The organism is Pseudoalteromonas sp. PAST1, assembly GCF_021532515.1.
GTDB lineage: Bacteria > Pseudomonadota > Gammaproteobacteria > Enterobacterales > Alteromonadaceae > Pseudoalteromonas > Pseudoalteromonas simplex.
On the sequence record NZ_JAKGBH010000001.1, the window covers coordinates 1 to 16,299 of the forward strand.

15 protein-coding genes are annotated in these 16,299 nt (G+C 43.2%); 8 read left to right on the forward strand and 7 right to left on the reverse strand.

All coding sequences use genetic code 11. The features are described 5' to 3' along the window. Positions 1–98 precede the first annotated feature (98 nt). Genes L1272_RS00005 through L1272_RS00020 form a run of 4 tightly spaced genes read right to left on the reverse strand, consistent with a single transcriptional unit; the run spans position 99 to position 2,709 of the window. On the reverse strand, positions 99–722 hold the full coding sequence (locus L1272_RS00005) for a hypothetical protein (RefSeq protein WP_235372514.1): 624 nt from the start codon (positions 720–722) through the stop codon (positions 99–101). Positions 723–728: 6 nt separating this feature from the next. Beyond that, complete coding sequence (locus L1272_RS00010; protein ID WP_054552263.1) at positions 729–1,439, reverse strand: response regulator transcription factor; 711 nt, start codon at positions 1,437–1,439, stop codon at positions 729–731. Further along, entirely contained in the window at positions 1,439–1,822 is a 384-nt protein-coding gene (locus L1272_RS00015) for a DUF3019 domain-containing protein (protein ID WP_171043862.1), read from the reverse strand. The genes L1272_RS00010 and L1272_RS00015 overlap by 1 nt, the downstream gene beginning before the upstream one ends. Further along, the gene (locus L1272_RS00020) at positions 1,822–2,709 is read right to left on the reverse strand and encodes a MipA/OmpV family protein (RefSeq protein ID WP_235372515.1); all 888 of its coding nucleotides are present in this window, start codon (positions 2,707–2,709) and stop codon (positions 1,822–1,824) included. The genes L1272_RS00015 and L1272_RS00020 overlap by 1 nt, the downstream gene beginning before the upstream one ends. A gap of 217 nt (positions 2,710–2,926) precedes the next feature. Here L1272_RS00020 and L1272_RS00025 point away from each other — a divergent pair, with 217 nt between their 5' ends. Then, positions 2,927–3,289 (forward strand): hypothetical protein, encoded by a 363-nt coding sequence (locus tag L1272_RS00025; RefSeq protein ID WP_054552266.1) that lies wholly within the window; start codon positions 2,927–2,929, stop codon positions 3,287–3,289. A 276-nt stretch (positions 3,290–3,565) separates the two neighbouring features. After that, the gene (gene tkt / locus L1272_RS00030; protein ID WP_235372516.1) at positions 3,566–5,566 is read left to right on the forward strand and encodes a transketolase; all 2,001 of its coding nucleotides are present in this window, start codon (positions 3,566–3,568) and stop codon (positions 5,564–5,566) included. Between the two features lie 119 nt (positions 5,567–5,685). Here the strand turns inward: tkt and tal are convergent, their stop codons facing one another. Further along, positions 5,686–6,639, reverse strand: a complete 954-nt coding sequence (gene tal, locus L1272_RS00035) for a transaldolase (RefSeq protein ID WP_235372517.1) — start codon at positions 6,637–6,639, stop codon at positions 5,686–5,688. A 231-nt stretch (positions 6,640–6,870) separates the two neighbouring features. Between tal and L1272_RS00040 the strand changes: the two genes are divergently transcribed. From L1272_RS00040 to L1272_RS00065, 6 genes are all read left to right on the forward strand, one after another. Then, positions 6,871–8,523 (forward strand): ribulokinase, encoded by a 1,653-nt coding sequence (locus tag L1272_RS00040; protein ID WP_054552269.1) that lies wholly within the window; start codon positions 6,871–6,873, stop codon positions 8,521–8,523. Beyond that, on the forward strand, positions 8,520–9,215 hold the full coding sequence (locus L1272_RS00045) for an L-ribulose-5-phosphate 4-epimerase (RefSeq protein ID WP_054552270.1): 696 nt from the start codon (positions 8,520–8,522) through the stop codon (positions 9,213–9,215). The genes L1272_RS00040 and L1272_RS00045 overlap by 4 nt, the downstream gene beginning before the upstream one ends. A gap of 23 nt (positions 9,216–9,238) precedes the next feature. Then, positions 9,239–10,738 carry an L-arabinose isomerase gene (gene araA, locus L1272_RS00050; protein ID WP_235372518.1) on the forward strand — a complete coding sequence of 500 codons (1,500 nt, stop codon included), beginning with the start codon at positions 9,239–9,241 and terminating at the stop codon, positions 10,736–10,738. A gap of 136 nt (positions 10,739–10,874) precedes the next feature. Then, on the forward strand, positions 10,875–11,459 hold the full coding sequence (locus tag L1272_RS00055; RefSeq protein WP_235372519.1) for an HAD family hydrolase: 585 nt from the start codon (positions 10,875–10,877) through the stop codon (positions 11,457–11,459). Between the two features lie 215 nt (positions 11,460–11,674). After that, complete coding sequence (locus L1272_RS00060; RefSeq protein ID WP_234003553.1) at positions 11,675–12,742, forward strand: aldose epimerase family protein; 1,068 nt, start codon at positions 11,675–11,677, stop codon at positions 12,740–12,742. A gap of 12 nt (positions 12,743–12,754) precedes the next feature. Then, positions 12,755–14,701 (forward strand): RICIN domain-containing protein, encoded by a 1,947-nt coding sequence (locus L1272_RS00065; protein ID WP_235372520.1) that lies wholly within the window; start codon positions 12,755–12,757, stop codon positions 14,699–14,701. A gap of 258 nt (positions 14,702–14,959) precedes the next feature. Here L1272_RS00065 and L1272_RS00070 read toward each other — a convergent pair whose 3' ends face one another. Beyond that, the gene (locus L1272_RS00070) at positions 14,960–15,394 is read right to left on the reverse strand and encodes a DUF4019 domain-containing protein (protein WP_235372521.1); all 435 of its coding nucleotides are present in this window, start codon (positions 15,392–15,394) and stop codon (positions 14,960–14,962) included. A 406-nt stretch (positions 15,395–15,800) separates the two neighbouring features. Beyond that, entirely contained in the window at positions 15,801–16,298 is a 498-nt protein-coding gene (locus tag L1272_RS00075) for a hypothetical protein (RefSeq protein WP_235372522.1), read from the reverse strand. Position 16,299: the final 1 nt, after the last annotated feature.

Below are 16,299 nucleotides of genomic sequence, written 5' to 3' on the forward strand. Positions count from 1 at the left end.
ATGCTATGTTTGTTCATGCTAGCCTCTGCTGTTTAGTTATTTGACAAACTAATTATGGCTCTGGCTTTGTCATTAAGCTAACCCACGAAAAGCGGAGGCTAGCACCGTGTGGGAGTCATTATGTCTAAAAAGTCATGGGAAACAGCATTGATCAATTCGCGTTGGCTTTGATTCCGGTTATGAAGTGCTAATGCCATGTTATCAAAGGTATCGCCAATGCTCTTTAGCAGGCTAAAACGTGTGAAGTGCACTTGTGCTGTAAAGTCGGCGTTAGATATTTTACTACTGGCTTTGCGTAGCTTATTTAAGTCAAACAGCAGTGGACCTGTAAAAATCACCACAGCTAAGGCAAGGCTAGAGTAAAACAGTAGGCTCACTAAAGACTGATAACCCTGATCAGCAGGCTGGCTGTAGGGGCCTATGCTTAATAGGGTCTGTCTATCATCTGCAAGCTTATGAAAGTAAACATTGTTATTGGCATCGTTAACACTAATTACCTGATCTGCTAAAAGTGATGCCTGTAATTGTTCACCAAGGTAAAAGTTTGCAAGAGGTGTGTGTTTAATATCAGGGTTATTGGGCGTAAGGCTTAAGATGCTCTCTGCTAATTGCTGTTCTGTACTGTAGCTCGGTGGGTTTGGAAAATAGGTTTCTAGTAACCAAGCGGCACTCCCTAGACAAACTGCTAGCGTTAAATACAAATAGCAAAATAGGCGTAGCAAACTGCATTAGCCCCATGCTTGTGGAGAAAAAATATATCCTTTGCCCCAAACGGTTACAATTTTTTGTGCTGGCACCGCTTCGTCACCGAGCTTTTTGCGTAAGCGGCTAATGCGGCCATCGATAGTGCGGCTTTGACCATCGTATTTACGGCCAATGGTGCCATCAAATAATTGGTCTCGACTGACCAACTGACCCGCTGATTGAGCTAGTTGGATCAGTATTTCGAACTCTGCACTGGTTAGTTCAAGTGGTTGGCTATACAAGTAAGCCTCGCGCTGAATGGTATTAATGCTTAAAGAACCAAAGCGAATGTTATGGGCGTTGTGAGTGGTACTTGTTGGCTTTACAGCTAGGCTGCGGCGAATGGTATTGTTAATTCGCGCTAATAAAATTGACGGGGAAACGGGTTTGGTTAGGTAATCATCGGCGCCTAGTTCAAGGCCAGTGATATGATCGACTTGGCTCTGCCTTGCAGTCATAAAAATAATGGGTGTATCTTGGGCTTGTTTTAGCTCTTTAAATACCTCAAAACCATCTTCTGAACCTAATCCGATATCTAGCAAAATTAAATCGTATTTCTTACTACTTGCTTGGTAACAAGCATGGCAACCACTGTCAAAATGTTCAATGATATAACCATGATTACTTAAATAATTAGAAACTAGCTGGGCAAGTTTTAAATCATCTTCAATGTATAAAATAGTATGCTGGCTCATCAAAAAATACTCCATGCGATATCACGACGACGTTTTTTTACGTGCTGGTGGAATAAACTAATTTCAGTGCTTTCTAAGGGTTCGAGCTGTTCGCTGAGTAGCTCTAACACAATGTTGCGATTGTTTTGCACTGTGATTGCAAAGTTCTGTCCTTGGCTTGGTTTATGGCAGAATAGTCTAATTTGTTGATCAGTAACGCGAATGCACACTGTTTTGCTGACTTCGGTGTACCAATTAATCGAGACATCCATCACACAGTCTTGCTCTGCCGTCACACAGTTTTCTGGTGATACTTCAATGTAGCCTGCTTTTGCGAATGTGCTGTCGATATATACGAGGCTACAGATAAGTAAAAATGAGAGAAGCTTGCTAAGTAACATCATTAGAAATTCCATGCAAAGCCAGCATAAAAAGACAGTAAGTTGCTGTCATTGATAAGGGGGCTATCGGCGATACCTGATGATAAGCGTTGGTATTTTATATCGCTTATAAATTGCCATTGTTGATTAAACTGATATTGGTAACTGGCTTTTAGATTGTATTTTTGACTAGAGTGACCTAAAAAAGGGCTAAATCCAGCGCCCATTTCTTGCAAAGCACTACCATAGTAGTAATCCACTAAACCAGCACTTAAATGCTGTAACTCTACGCCGAGCAAAACCAGATGTTGATCAAATAAAAACAAGCGCTGTGCAGACAATGCGCCTTGTAACCCTTTGTGATAGTTGGTGAGTTCCATTGACCAATACGCGCTAAAACGCCAGTTTTGCCAGTCAACGATTGCTTCAATACCGCTCATGGCCGACAGTTTACGTTTTGATATTTTAGTAATATCACCGCGGCGTTTTATCACCACTGGTGTTTCGACACCTGAACCGGGTGGTGGTGGCGTCATTGAGGGGCGACCGCTAGCTGCTCTAACCGCGGCTAATATAGCTGAATGCTTAGTAAAATATAGGCCATCCTCATTAAGTTGGGTGAATAACGACACTTGATAGTTATCGCCCCACACGGGGGTCCAAGCAAACTGAGTATTTGCAAATGAAAAGTCACCGGCAAATACCTCAATACGCGGTAGGGCATAAAGAGGAATATCGTCTTTTTTATAAACTGGGTTGGCGAGCTGACCATAGCCTAAGCTTACTCCAAGGCTTACTCCTTCATCTGCTAAATACGCAGAATCAGTGCTACTTGCCATTGGTGAAAGGCAAAATGCACTAATTAGAAATAAAACTCGTAGCCCAAGTGAGCAACTACCTAGAACAGTCACAAATAAACAACCTTAATGAAAAGAGTATTTAACATTAAGGTGTTAATGCAGGCTTGAACAATGAAATAATGTACCAAATTGTAGCAAGGTGAAACTCGAACAAGTGTAAATTAAATGTTCTAAAATAGTTAAATTGATATTAATTTCGTATTTTTAATGCGACTTTATTCCTGTAAGTTGTTTGTACCACTTTTGGTTAATAAATAAGGATAAATATATGAAAAAGGTATTAACAGCATTAGGTTTATTGCTTTCAGGCGCATTCTCTGTTCATGCAAGTGCGGATTCAATGGAGTGTTATGTCGATACGCAAGCGTATGACAAATATACACCAAACCGTTGTTTTGCATTGGTTTATGGGCAAACAAATGCAACAGCTGTATTTCGTGTAGTTGGCGATGGTTCAGCAATTGATAGTGTTATTTGGTCTAATGCGGCATCATCATGTGGTACATCAGGAACATCATGCTCATTCCAAATTCGAGCATTTAGATCTTATAAAGCTGAAGCGACTATTTTATATACGGATGGTCGCTGGAGTAAGGTCGCTGCAACTGCTTCATTCGAAGATGGTCGATAGCTTTTAATATTCGGCAATATCAATCCCGCAATGATAATTAATCATTTCGATAGGTTAAAGTAGTCGCTATCTGCGTTAAAAATGTGTTATTTACAACTGCATGGATGCAGAGTAATTGCCTAGAAATAGATCACTTAATTAAGCGAATTGATATAAAAAGGTTGGTTATTGGCCAACCTTTTCGTTTTTACAGTCTGCATGACATTTATTGAGTTGCCATTTTAGCTTCTTTTTGCGATATTATTTATATTATAATATTAACAGGAAGCTAATAAGATGACTCTGCCTAGTTCTCAATCTGCAAATGCTATTCGCATACTTGCTGTCGATGCCGTTCAACAAGCTAACTCTGGCCACCCTGGTGCGCCGATGGGTATGGCTGATATTGCAGCTGTATTGTGGCAAAACTTTCACCGTCATAACCCATTAAACCCAGACTGGTCTAACCGTGACCGCTTTGTGTTGTCAAATGGTCATGGTTCAATGCTTCAATATGCATTGTTACACCTAAGCGGTTATGACGTAAGCATCGAAGATATTAAGCAATTCCGTCAGCTTCACTCTAAAACACCGGGTCACCCAGAATACGGTTACACACCGGGTGTTGAAACAACGACAGGCCCATTAGGTTCTGGCATTGCTAACGCAGTTGGTATGGCAATCGCTGAAAAAACCTTAGCGGCGCAATTCAATAAGCCACAATTTGATATTGTTGATCACTTCACTTACTGCTTTATGGGTGATGGCTGTTTAATGGAAGGTATCTCGCACGAAGCATGTTCGCTGGCAGGTACATTAGGCCTAGGCAAGCTAATCGCATTTTGGGATGACAATGGCATCTCTATCGATGGTGAAGTAGAAGGTTGGTTCACCGACGATACACCTGCACGTTTTGAATCTTACGGTTGGCAAGTTATCCGTGATGTTGATGGTCACGATATGAATGCAATTGCGGGTGCAATCGAAGCGGCACAAAGCAACACCACGCAACCAACATTAATCTGTTGTAAAACAGTGATTGGTTTTGGCTCGCCAAATAAATCAGGTAGCCACGACTGTCACGGTGCACCACTGGGTCACGACGAAATCGCTGCTGTACGTGAGCAGTTAAACTGGCCACATCCAGCATTTGAAGTTCCACAAGAAGTTTATAACGAGTGGAATAATCAAGCGAAAGGCCAAGAGCTTGAAGGTGCATGGCAGCAAAAGTTTGCAGCTTATAGCAAAGCACACCCTGAACTAGCAAAAGAATACACACGTCGTGTTCTTGAAAAAGCATTACCAGCTAACTTCGCTGAATTAGCTGATGAGTACATTGCTAAATGCCAAGCCGACATGCAAAACATTGCGACACGTAAAGCATCACAAAATGCGATCACCTTCTTTGCTAACCAGCTTCCTGAACTAATGGGTGGCTCTGCTGACCTTGCTGGTTCTAACTTAACCTTATGGCCAGAAGCAAAAGGTTTACAAGATGCAGCTGATGGTAACTACGTGTTCTATGGCGTACGTGAGTTTGGTATGAGCGCAATCATGAATGGCATAGCATTACATGGTGGCTTTATCCCATTTGGCGCAACCTTCTTAATGTTTATGGAATACGCACGTAATGCCGTACGTATGGCTGCATTAATGAAAGCGCAGAGCATTTTTGTGTATACCCATGACTCTATCGGTCAAGGTGAAGATGGTCCTACTCACCAACCAATCGAGCAAATCGCTAATCTTCGCATGACACCAAACATGACTGCATGGCGTCCGTGTGATGAAACTGAAACAGCGGTAGCTTGGCGCCAAGCGTTATTAAAAGAAACAGGCCCAAGTTCACTGATCTTCAGCCGTCAGGGTACCAAAGCAATGGCACGTGATGCACAGCAAGTTGCTGATATTGCAAAAGGGGGTTATGTACTTGTTGATAGCGAACAAGCTGCAGAGCTTATCCTTATTGCAACAGGTTCTGAGGTAGAGTTAGCTGTGAATGCTGCTGCTGAGCTAAAAGCACAAGGCAAACAAGTTCGCGTGGTATCTATGCCATCAACGAATCAGTTTGATAGCCAAGATAAAGCATACCGTCAAAGCGTGTTACCAGCGGGTACACCTAAGATTGCTGTTGAAGCTGCACACCGTGACTTCTGGTTCAAGTATGTTGGCCAAGATGGTGATGTACTAGGCATGGACACATTTGGTGAATCAGCGCCTGGCGCAGTATTGCTTGAGCACTTTGGTTTCACAGTGGCAAATCTAGTTGCAAAAGCAAACGCATTACTTGCTGAATAAAATGACTGGTAAAAAATTATCGTAATCGCAACACGATAAGCCTGCTTTTACTAAAAGGCAGGCAATAAAAAAGCCCGCAAACTTTGGTTTGCGGGCTTTTTGCTGCTTAAACAATCGGTTTAAACTAGTTCACTTAAGATTGACTCTAGTTTCTCTTGGTCAATTGCGAATTGACGAATACCTTGGCTTAGCTTTTCAGTTGCCATAGCATCTTCATTCATTTCCCAGCGGAAAGCCTGCTCAGTCATGGCTGCTGGCGCTTCTGCTTTTTCAGTTGCTGGTAATAGTTTTTGAGTTAAAGGTGCCTCAGTTGCGGCTAGTTCAGCAAGTAACTTAGGGCTGATAGTTAAGCGGTCACAACCCGCTAATTCTTGGATTTCACCGATGTTACGGAAGCTTGCGCCCATTACAATCGTTTCGTAGCCGTGCTTTTTGAAGTAGTTGTAGATATGCGTTACTGACTTAACGCCCGGATCGTTAGCACCGTCGAAATCAGCGCTTGAATCTTGTGCTTTGTACCAGTCAAGAATACGACCAACGAATGGTGAAATTAGGTAAGCACCCACTTCGGCACAAGCACGTGCTTGAGCAAATGCAAATACCAGCGTTAGGTTACAACGGATACCTTGCGCTTCAAGTACTTTAGCCGCTTGAATACCTTCCCATGTTGAAGCAATTTTGATTAACACGCGCGATGTGTCGATACCTTGCTCTTTATATAGAGCAACAAGCTCAAGTGCTTTATCAACAGTTGCTTGAGTATCAAATGATAAACGCGCATCCACTTCTGTTGAAACTAAACCCGGCACTTGCTCCATTAATTTAGAGCCAATTAATACCGCTAGCTTATCAGCTGCTTTTGTTACAACTTCAGCTGCGTCACTGCTTTGTGCTTTTGCCCATGATACGGCTTCGGCAGCAAGTGGGCGATATTTCTCAATTTGAATCGCGTTTAAGATTAGTGATGGGTTTGTTGTTGCATCTTGCGGTTTATATTCGTTGATTGCTTCAAAATCACCCGTGTCAGCAACAACGGTTGTCACTGCTTTAAGTTGTTCTAATTGACTAGACATAGTTATCCCATTCTTATCATACAAAAGTTAATGTAGTGGCTTTAACCTATTATTTGTGCTGAAAAAACAATCTAATCTTCCAGAGAAACTGCGCAATAAATCGCCCGCCAGCAGCAAATAATCCTGTTAATAATATTTTTATAATACCTTTACAATCTGGTATTGTTGATATTATCATACAAATAAAGATAATGACTAACAATGTTAGTAAGCAATTAGTGAAAGGTAATTATGTCTCGTTATACGTTGGGATTAGACTACGGGTCAGACTCGGTAAGAGCATTACTCGTTGATGTTGCGACTGGTGAAGAACTTGCCAGCCATTTAGTAAACTACCCGCGCTGGGCACAAGGCTTATATTGTGACCCAAGTAAGGATCAGTTTCGTCAGCATCCACAAGACTATATTGATAGCCTTGTAGAAGTAGTAAATGGTCTATGGTCACAAGTTCCAGCGGGTACTGCAGACAAAGTAGTGGGTATGAGCTTTGATACAACTGGCTCAACGCCTGTGGCAATTAATAGCCAAGGTACACCACTGGCATTAACGGAAGAATTTGCAGAAAATCCAAATGCGATGTTCATTTTGTGGAAAGACCACACGTCTATTAAAGAAGCAAATGAAATCACTGCAGCTGCCACTAACAACGATGTGAACTACCTTTCACATATGGGCGGTATCTACTCTTCTGAGTGGTACTGGGCCAAAGCATTACATATTTTCCGCGTTGATAGCAGTGTAAAAGCAGCCACTTATTCATGGGTTGAACACTGCGATTGGATGACCGCGCTAATGTGTGGCACAACTCACCCTGAAGTATTAAAGCTAGGGCGTTGTGCAACGGGCCACAAACAAATGTGGAACGAGCAGTGGGGCGGTTTCCCACCAAACAGTTTCTTCAGCAATATCGATCCACTATTAGATGGTGTTGTTGATACGTTAAATGCAACGACAGAGCCAAGCGACCAAGTTGCTGGCAACTTAACTGCTGAGTGGGCCGAGAAGCTAGGTTTACCACAAGGTATCGTAATTGGTTACGGTGCATTTGACTGTCACATGGGCGCAGTAGCAGCCAATGTTCGTCCTGGCGTTCTAACTAAAGTAATGGGTACCTCAACCTGTGACATCACAGTAACGTCTAAAGAGCAACTAGGTGATACTTGCGTTAAAGGTATTTGTGGTCAAGTTGATGGCTCAGTGATCCCTGGAATGGTTGGCTTAGAAGCTGGTCAATCTGCGTTTGGTGATTTATACGCATGGTTCAAAAACCTAGTACTTTGGCCAACTCGCCAACTGACAAATCTATCTGACGCTGAACAAGCGTTAGTTAACAAGCTAGAAGATTCAATCTTAGTTGATCTATCAAAAGCGGCGGCAGCACTGCCTGTAACAAGCAACGATGTAACTGCGCTTGATTGGGTAAATGGTCGTCGTACGCCAGATGCTGACCAAAGCGTTGCCATGGCATTAACAGGCTTAAAAATGGGCACTGATGCACCTAAGTTCTTCAAAGCGCTTGTTGAAGCAACAGCCTTTGGCGCACGTGCTATCACTGAGCGTTTCCGTAGCGAAGGCGTGCCAATCGAGTCAGTGGTTGTTATCGGCGGTATTTCTAAAAAATCAGACTACGTAATGCAAACTTGTGCTGATGTTTGGAACTGTCCAATCGACGTTTTAGAAAGTGAGCAAAGCTGTGCATTGGGTGCGGCAATTATGGCTGCGGTTGCTGCGGGTGAGCACGCAACAGTAGCAGATGCTCAAAAAGTAATGGCGTCGTCAGTATGTCATCAGTACTTACCAAACCCAGAGCGCGTTGCTGTATATGACGAGCTTTATGCCAACTACCAAGCACTTGCAAGCTATGTAAACGGAGACAAAGCATGAGTTTTACTGAACTAAAACGTGAAGTCTATGAAGCGAACATGGAGCTGCAACGTCGTGGCTTAGTAATTTATACCTTTGGTAACGTATCGCAAATCGACCGCGACAAAGGCGTGATTGCGATTAAACCAAGTGGTGTATCGTACGACCAAATGAAAGCCGACGACATGGTGATCGTCGACCTTGAAAACAACATTGTTGAAGGGTCTATGCGTCCGTCTTCTGACACTAAAACGCATGTTCATTTATATCGCCACTTTGATGCAATTGGCGGTGTAACACACACGCATTCGACCTATGCAACTGCATGGGCGCAAGCAAAACAAAGCATTCCTTGCCTTGGCACAACTCACGCTGACTATGTACACGGTGATATCACCTGTACTCGTGAGCTAACCGATGAGCAAGTGAATGGCGATTATGAATTAGAAACCGGTATTCAAATTACTGATGCGTATCAAGACCGCGATCCGAAAGCTGCACCTATGGTGATTGTTGCGGGTCATGCGCCTTTCACGTGGGGTAAAGATGCCGCTCAGTCTGTATACCATGCCGCGCTACTCGAAGAGATTGCACGCATGGCGTATTTAACACGCACTTTAGATCCACACGCAGCTGAACTTAAAAAAGCAGTGATGGATAAACATTATCTACGTAAGCACGGTAAAAACGCGTATTACGGTCAGAGCAAATAGCAAGAATTTAGAGGATTATTAACATGACGACGATGACGAAAGAAGTCTGGTTTGTTACCGGCTCACAACATCTTTATGGTCCTAAGGTGTTAGAAACGGTTGCCAAAGACAGCGAAGCAATTGTAGCGGGCTTAAACAGCGAAGCGAACCTACCAGTAAACTTGGTATGTAAGCCTACCGTTAAGTCACCTGAAGAAATTCACGCTGTTTGCCAAGCGGCAAATACGGATCCTAACTGTGTTGGTTTAGTATTATGGATGCACACTTTCTCTCCTGCGAAAATGTGGATTGCCGGTCTAAGCGAATTACGTAAGCCTTGGTTACACCTTCATACTCAGTTCAATGCAGCCCTTCCTTGGTCTGACATCAACATGAACTACATGAATACGCACCAAAGTGCACACGGTGACCGTGAGTTCGGTTTCATCGGTACTGTAATGCGTAAAGAGCGTAAAGTTGTTGCAGGTCACTGGCAACGTGCTGAGGTACAACAGCAGCTAGATGACTGGTGTCGTGCGGCAAAAGGTTGGGCAGAAAGCCAAACACTTAAAGTTGCGCGTTTTGGCGACAACATGCGTCAAGTTGCAGTTACTGAAGGTAACAAAGTTTCAGCGCAAATTACCTTTGGTTATGAAGTACATGCGTTTGGTGTCGCTGAGCTTGTAAAAGTGGTTGATACAATCACAGAAGACGAAATCGATGCACAATTAGAGCTTTATAAGCAAGACTACGTGATCGCTGACGAAACTCTACAAGACGATTACGCAGTGAAAATGCTACGCAACGAAGCTCGCTTAGAGCTTGGTATGGAGCGTTTCTTAGAGAAAGGCGGCTTTAAAGCATTCACAAACTGTTTTGAAGACTTATCAGGTCTTTCTGGTCTTCCGGGTCTTGCTACACAGCGCCTAATGTCGAAAGGCTATGGTTACGGTGGTGAGGGTGACTGGAAAACAGCTGCTATGGTTCGCATCATGAAAGTAATGGGTGAAGGCCGTGAAGGTGGTTGTTCATTCATGGAAGACTACACTTACAACATGGGTGAGACTGACCAAGTACTTGGCGCACACATGTTAGAAGTGTGTCCTTCAATTGCAGCGCAAAAACCACGTCTTGAAGTTCACCAGCACACTATTGGTGTGAAATGTGATGTAGGTCGTTTATTGTTTACTGCAAAACCAGGTGCTGCAATCAACGTATCACCAATTGATATGGGTAACCGTTTCCGTATTCTAATTAACGAAGTAGACACAGTGGCTCCGCCAGCTGATTTACCTCACTTACCTGTTGCTTCAGCGCTTTGGGAACCAAAACCAAATCTATCTGTAGCATCAGCTGCATGGATCCACGCCGGTGGTGCACACCACACTGCATACAGCCAAGCAGTAACAACCGATATGATTATCGATTTTGCTGAAATGGCTGGCGTTGAAACGATGATCATCGATAACGATACGACGATCCGTGGTTTCAAAACAGAGCTTCGTCATAACGCAGCTTACTACATGCTAAAACGTGGCCTGTAAGAATTAGTACTTTATGTACTAGAACGTGCTGTGTGTGAGCACGTTCACCCCAAATTTTGTTGTCGATTAAGCCAGTGATGAGCCACGCTCTTCGCTGGCTTATGCTATTGTGAAGCGAAACTTTTTAGGAGTAGATATGATCGATTTAAGCGCCTACCAAGGCATTATTTTTGATATGGATGGCACCTTAATTGACTCAATGGGCAGTCACTTACAGGCATGGCAGAAAGCTTGCGAAGCCTATGGGTATCCATTCGATTACGACTACATGTATAGCTTAGGCGGCATTCCGACCGTTAAAACAATTGAAATGCTTAACGAAAAATTTGGTTTAGATCATGACCCTCTGGTTGTGGCAAAAGATAAACACCAGTTTTGGGTTGATTTACAGCACCAACCGCTGGTGATTGACGAAACCGTCGCAGTACTTGAAAAGTACCATGGTGTATTGCCAATGGGCGTGGGTACGGGGGCTGATCGCAAACATGCAATTGATCATCTAACGGATACGAATTTAATTAATAAAATTGGTGCCTTAGTGACTGCCAGTGATGTTAGTAAAGGCAAGCCGAACCCAGAAACATTCTTAAAAGTGGCAGCGCTTTTAGGTGTTGAACCAAGTCAATGTGTGGTGTTTGAAGACACGCAAATTGGCTACCAAGCCGCCAAAAGTGCGGGGATGGATTGCATCATGGTGAAAGACGGCAAAATCCAACTTTAGCGATTAAATTTGCAATGACACCCGTATTTGTATTATAAAACTATAAATACAATTACAAAAAGGTTATTCATATGTCATTGCAATGTGTTTTCCAAGGTTTAAAAACAACTCATCAAACAGCCAGTTCGAACACGAAAAAGTCGCGCGGGCTTTATGCATTGTTGGTGACATGTGGGATTGCCCTTACACCAGCGTGTGCTCATCAAGGAGACAATATGACGACTTCCCCTTCAGCATCAATGACGGCCTATGGCGTACTTGCTGATCAGACCCCAGTTAATCAAGTAACGTTGACTAACAGCAATGGTATTAGCGTTGATGTGATTAACTACGGCGGCATTATCACGCGTATTGAAACGCCAGATGCAAAAGGCGAAATGGGTAATATTGTACTGGGTTTAGATAACCTAGAAGCGTACACAAAAGCGACAACTTACTACGGTGCAATCATCGGTCGTTTTGGTAACCGTATCGCAAACGGTAAATTCACCTTAAATGGCACTGAATACCAATTAGCGACTAACGATGGTGACAACCATTTACATGGTGGTGTGCAAGGTTTCGACAAAAAAGTGTGGAACATGACACCGTTCACGACGCAAAACAGCGCAGGTGTAACCTTAAGTTTAGTGAGCCCTGATGGTGACCAAGGTTACCCGGGTGAAGTGACGACAGAAGTGACTTACACGCTAACGAACAACAACACGCTAGATATGCAGTTTATTGCTACAACAAGCAAGCCGACCATCATCAATATGACGCAGCACAGCTACTTTAACCTAGCGGGTAAAGGCGACATTCTTGATCACCAAATGCAAATTAACGCAAAAGCAATTACGCCTGTGGATGGCGGCTTGATCCCAACTGGTGAGTTGATGGATGTGGCTGGCACACCGTTTGACTTCCGTACTGCTAAAGCAATCGGTCAAGATATCAAAGCAAGCAACGAACAACTGAAACTTGGTAAAGGTTATGATCATAACTTTGTGCTTAAAGACACGCCAAGCAATGAGCTTGTAGAAGCTGCGACGGTTTACGAAGCAAACTCAGGCCGTACGTTAACAGTTTACACAGAAGAGCCTGCAGTACAGTTTTATTCAGGTAACTTCTTAGACGGTAGTACTCAGCAAGCGTCTGGCTTAGTGCATAATTTCAGAAGTGGTTTTTGTTTAGAGCCACAGCATTTCCCTGATGCACCTAATCAGCCAACGTTCCCAAGCACAACATTACTGCCAGGTGACGTGTATTCAACACGCATCGTGTACGAATTTGGTACAAAATAAAGGAACACAATCGTGAAAACAACAAAGCTTAAAAGCGCAATGCAAAAGGCTGGCTTAGCCAGCGTATTTGCCTTGTCGTTTGGCGCTCTGACGGGCTGTCAGACTACGGCTGAAGACAACACAGCCAAAGCAGATATCGCAGCCACAGCAAAAGCGCCAATCCAAGATAATGGTATTTTTACTAATCCTCTTTTCCCAAATGGCGCCGATCCATGGCTTGAGTATTGGGATGGTAACTATTACCTAACTACAACAACATGGACTTCTGAGTTAGTGATGCGTAAATCACCAACATTAGCGGGCCTTGCTGATGCAACACCTATCAATGTTTGGTCTGATGCAAACCCTGAGCGTTGCTGTAACTTCTGGGCGTTTGAATTCCATCGTCTAAAAGGGCCAAACGGCTACCGTTGGTACATGATGTACACAGCGGGTACTGATGGCACTTTAGATAACCAACACTTAAACGTACTAGAAAGTGCCGGTGACGATCCTATGGGTCCATACGAATACAAGGGCGCATTAATGCCTAACGTATGGAACATCGACGGTAACTACCTAACGTACAAAGATAAGTTGTATGTGATCTACTCACAATGGCAGGGTGATCAGCAATTAAACATTATTGCTGAAATGGAAGATCCGTGGACTCTGAAGAAGAACTCACCGCATACGGTGATCACGCGTCCTGAGTTAGATTGGGAAATCAGTGGTCGCAAAGTAACTGAAGGCGCTGAAATTTTACAGCACAATGGTCGTACGTTTATGACGTACTCAGCAAGCTTCTGTAATACCCCAGATTACAAACTAGGTATGCTTGAGCTTGTTGGTGACGATCCGCTTAAAGCGAGCAGCTGGAAAAAATACGACAAGCCAGTATTTGAGCGTACAGAAGAAGTGTTTGGCCCAGGTCACAACGGCTTTTTCACATCGCCAGACGGTACAGAAGACTGGTTAGTTTATCACGGTAATGATTCGGTAGAGCACGGTTGTAGTGCGACTCGTTCATTACGTGCGCAAAAATTTACTTGGAACGACGATGGCACGCCAAGCTTTGGTAAACCATTAACACCAGGCGTTGAAGTAGCTCCGCCATCAGGTGAATACGGTCCACTGGTAACGCGAGTACAAGGTCAGCGCTATCAATTAGTGAATGCAACAAGTGGCTTATGTTTAGACATCGCAGCTGATCCACAAGATGCACGTGCTGTGCAACGTCAGTGTGCAAGCACCAATGGTCAATGGGTTATTGATGCAACAACAGATGGTTTTGTTCGTTTAGCTAACCGTGAAGACAGCAAGTTCTTAGAGCTTGAAAGCTGTAATGACGCAGATAACGCTAAAGTACAATCTGCAGCATGGCGTAATAACTTCTGCCAGCAATGGAAAGTAGCACCAAGTACAGATGGTAATGTCTCTATTACCAACCGTTACACAGGCAAGCCATTAGCGGTTGCTGGTTGTTCTGCGGCACAAAACCAAGCGGTTTTACAGCAAAGCGACGCAACAGCGTGTGGCGACTGGCAATTACGCCCTATGGGCAGTGTTGTCGTATTAAGTCAACAAAGTGGTAAAGCACTTAGCGTGGCTGGTACGGTTAAAGCGGGTACCAATGTTGAGCAACAAGCTTACACGCATAAAGATGCACAGCAATGGTTCTTCTCACCAACAGATACAGGCTATGTAAGCCTTAAACAAAGCGCTGACAGCGATTTCTGTGCTGCGGTGGCTGATAACGCCTTAGTACCCGGTGCCAACGTAGAGATGGCTTCTTGTGCGGCGAAAACAGCACAGTGGCGCATTGCTCCAGTAGAAGGTGGTGGTGTGATGCTTATCAACCGCTACACAAAACAAGCGCTTGGCTTAAGTAACTGTGGTTTAGCTGAAAACACTAACTTCGCACAACAACCTGATTTAGGTAATAAGTGCCAAGTGTTCCATTTGCGTGAACCAAATTAAGTTATAAGTAAAAAATCGACTCAACCAAAGCCACTTCATTTATGAGTGGCTTTTTTGTGGCTGTCAGCCTTCAGCTGTCAGTTTTTAGCTGAGCGGTGGGGTATGTTGGCGATATGTCTGTCTGCTCGTAGAGTGTTGATTTCATGACGTGCCAAGCAAGCGTGACGCCTACCATATTACTTGCCCTACTCATTCTTCGGGTAGGTTGGTTTGAGCGAAGCGAAACCCAACATAATCCATCTCAACCTTTACAAACTCCTAATTAATAAAATAACCTAAAGGTTGCCACTGGCCATTATTTTTACTCAAACTGATTGTTTCCATGGCACTGTCTTGATTAATGAATTCGGTTTTAAATTTAATAACTAAATACTCGCCATCAGGTAATCCCGAAAGTGATGAATACTCTGAAGTGGAAAAGTAAGTTCTAGACATCACTCTACCAAGAGGAACTCGCGCGTAATCTAATGCTTTAAGCCATTTTGTTTGTGGAGTCTTTGCTTTAAATTGTGGATCAGTTTGTTCCCAGCTTTTTATATATTCAGCATTGTCCACTAAAGTTAACCATGATCTTGCGGTAAGAATTGGGTTTGTTTCATCGGCTGTGGCAAAAAAGCACACCCAAAGACATGTCATTAATAAAAACCTTTGTAGCGTAAATCCATTTACAGAAAGTAATAAAATTTGACGCATAACACGCCCTCACTTCGTTGATAGGGGGAGTCCATAGTACGATTGAGTTGGCTAATTTCTATACTAATAAAGTATTGCTCAGCGGGGTTTTGATAAGGTTAAGCTTTGATTTAATTCTAGGAGAGCTTTAATTTCGAACTTATTAGAAGGTTAAATCTTTTGTTTTCTTAATGTTATGGCTTTGATTTTAAAGTTAAATGTTTAACTTTTCTCTATTGTGGTAGTGTGCCTGGATGACAGATGAGATAACTGATTTTAGCCGCAAAGGAAGTTTCGTATTTCCGCACTCGATATTTCAGAGCCCGCATATTCACTGGGTTTTGACTCACTTTTGGGTGTTATATGAGGAGTGAGCTAGGGGAAAGTTGCAAGAGCAAATCTTGAGACTTAAAGCTCAAAGCCTTCATCAAACTAACACACTCATTAGCACTCCGGGATCGCTAATACCAGCTTCTTTTAGCGCATCGCTAATTGATTGGCTAAGAGACATTATTTGCGTTTGGATTTCCATAACCATCTTGGTCTGTGTTTCAACTTGCACTTTTACAGTTTCATCTTCTTGGTTTTTGAGTGCTTGCAGTTTGGCTAATTGCTCTTTGGCAAGTTCGAGTTGTTCTTTGAGCTTTTCAAGTTGTTCAACCATTTTGCGAATATGTGCGGGGAGTTCGCTAGATACTTCTTCTTTTTGAGCGGGCTCTACTTCACGACCAGAGAGCTTATTCATTTCTTGGTTGCTGAGTTTGTAGCCTACTTTTGAGTTGGTATTACTGCTTGCTGTATCTGCGTTTGAGTTAGTTAACGCACTTGCTAATGAGTTAATAGCCATAATGAGAGCGATGAAAGTGAATGATATGTATGTATCGGCAAAAGGTACTAAAGCTTTAGAAAAAAGCCGGGTTTTCACC

Excerpts from the sequence above, each read along its gene's own strand:
- L1272_RS00010 (WP_054552263.1), bottom strand. The coding sequence starts at position 1,439 with ATGAGCCAGCATACTATTTTATACATTGAAGATGATTTAAAACTTGCC.
- L1272_RS00015 (WP_171043862.1), bottom strand. The coding sequence starts at position 1,822 with ATGATGTTACTTAGCAAGCTTCTCTCATTTTTACTTATCTGTAGCCTC.
- L1272_RS00025 (WP_054552266.1), top strand. The coding sequence starts at position 2,927 with ATGAAAAAGGTATTAACAGCATTAGGTTTATTGCTTTCAGGCGCATTC.
- tkt (WP_235372516.1), top strand. The coding sequence starts at position 3,566 with ATGACTCTGCCTAGTTCTCAATCTGCAAATGCTATTCGCATACTTGCT.
- tal (WP_235372517.1), bottom strand. The coding sequence starts at position 6,639 with ATGTCTAGTCAATTAGAACAACTTAAAGCAGTGACAACCGTTGTTGCT.
- L1272_RS00040 (WP_054552269.1), top strand. The coding sequence starts at position 6,871 with ATGTCTCGTTATACGTTGGGATTAGACTACGGGTCAGACTCGGTAAGA.
- L1272_RS00045 (WP_054552270.1), top strand. The coding sequence starts at position 8,520 with ATGAGTTTTACTGAACTAAAACGTGAAGTCTATGAAGCGAACATGGAG.
- araA (WP_235372518.1), top strand. The coding sequence starts at position 9,239 with ATGACGACGATGACGAAAGAAGTCTGGTTTGTTACCGGCTCACAACAT.
- L1272_RS00055 (WP_235372519.1), top strand. The coding sequence starts at position 10,875 with ATGATCGATTTAAGCGCCTACCAAGGCATTATTTTTGATATGGATGGC.
- L1272_RS00060 (WP_234003553.1), top strand. The coding sequence starts at position 11,675 with ATGACGACTTCCCCTTCAGCATCAATGACGGCCTATGGCGTACTTGCT.
- L1272_RS00070 (WP_235372521.1), bottom strand. The coding sequence starts at position 15,394 with ATGCGTCAAATTTTATTACTTTCTGTAAATGGATTTACGCTACAAAGG.